At 42.0% G+C, this 1,706-nt stretch carries 2 protein-coding genes; one reads left to right on the forward strand and one right to left on the reverse strand.

From position 1 onward, the window contains the following. Positions 1–36 precede the first annotated feature (36 nt). Entirely contained in the window at positions 37–1,287 is a 1,251-nt protein-coding gene (locus VM802_RS27945; RefSeq protein WP_325536982.1) for a site-specific integrase, read from the forward strand. Between the two features lie 237 nt (positions 1,288–1,524). On the opposite strand, the gene VM802_RS27950 is transcribed toward VM802_RS27945, so the two are convergent. After that, a partial coding sequence (locus VM802_RS27950; protein WP_325536984.1) for a hypothetical protein occupies positions 1,525–1,706 on the reverse strand: 182 nt, incomplete at its 5' end.

Genomic DNA, 1,706 nt, shown 5'->3' on the forward strand with positions numbered 1-1,706 from the left:
TTGAAACAAAATTAGTTAACTTAAAACAGGTGTTTTATGAGGAAAGGTCATTTAAGTTTTTCTATTTTACTCTGGCTGAACCGAAGCCGCCGCAAAAACAACAAACCCGCCATCTATCTCCGCCTGACTGTAGGCAACAAACGCGCTGAACTATCCACCTATCAGTATGTAAGCCCTGAATCATGGAACGCAGAAGGGCAGTGCGTAAAAGGAAACTCCGAAGAAGTAAAAGCCATCAACCGCCGGTTGATCACCTTGAAATCTGATCTACAGAAACATTACAGCCTATTGGTAACAAGCGGAAAGCTTGTAACAGCGCAGTCATTAAAAAATTCCTTCTTAGGCATTATTGAGCATAAGAGGACGTTATGCGAGGCTATAGACTTCCACAACAGGCGATTTAATGAGAAGGTAAAGGCAAAAACCAAATCAGTCAGGACACACAAACGTTTTGAAATTACCAAAGACAAAGTGGTAGCGTTTCTAAAGTACTACTTCCATGTGTCGGACAAGCCTTTGGATGAAATCAAATTTTCGTTTGCGCCTGATTTTGAGCACTACCTTACGACTGTTGGAGGCATTGGCAGCAATACCGCCATGAAGTATGTAAAGATTTTAAAGCAGATGCTCAAACTGGCAGTAGATCAGGGCTGGATACAAGCTAATCCTTTAAACGGCTTTAAGTGTAGCTATGTAGATCCACAAAGGGAACGGCTTACAATGGATGAAATTATGATGCTCTATAACAAGGAGCTTATCCCACGACTGGCTGAAGTGCGCGATATTTATTTGTTCTGTTGCTTTACCGGTTATGCCTACACGGATGTACTGCACCTTACTCCCGACAACATTATTATGGGTATTGACGGTGAAAAATGGATAGTAAAGGAAAGAGAGAAAACCCAAACGCCAGAACGAGTGCCACTTCTGCCTATTGCACTGGAGATAATAGAACGGTATAAGAATAGCCCGTATTGCCAATTGCATGGCCGCTTATTGCCAGTAAACAGCAATCAGCGATATAATGCCTATCTCAAAGAAATAGCAGGTATATGTGATATTAAGAAGTATTTAACGACCCACACTGCGCGGCATACTTTTGCGACCACTGTAACATTGGAAAACGATGTGCCGATAGAAACAGTGAGCCAATTATTAGGCCATAAGAGCATCCGCACCACACAGATATATGCGAAGATCACCCAACAGAAGGTGAGCAATAATATGCGGCTGCTACGTAAGCGCTTGTTTGGCGAAGGGGGGGCTTTACAGAAGCGGAGTGTTTAACCTGGTATCGCTGCCGCGGGCTTGCGCCTTATGAACAAATGTTTTTGCAACGGTAGATCTCTACCGGGTTTCAGATGAAAAACGTTTGTTCATAAGGCGCTTTTGTTCTTCCCAGAGGTAGGTGTATTTTTCTTTTCACCAGCGGTAAAATTCGTAGTGTTACCGTTTGCTGAAGAAGAAAACTGCTTCCGACGGCTATAGACTTGATATTAATGGCAATGTTGTAATAATCGATTATTATTTCAAAATATAATATATGCCTGTTCTAATATTTGGGGAGTTGGTCCAATTCTTTTCTACTGTTGAATATTTAAATGCCCAGCCTAATTGAACCGTGAATGAGAATTTCTTGGCCAGACTTCTTTGCAGCCCCCAAGAGGGGATGGCAAAAATTACTGGAGACTCATTATAACTGGTAT

The organism is Chitinophaga sp. (assembly GCF_035538455.1).
GTDB lineage: Bacteria > Bacteroidota > Bacteroidia > Chitinophagales > Chitinophagaceae > Chitinophaga.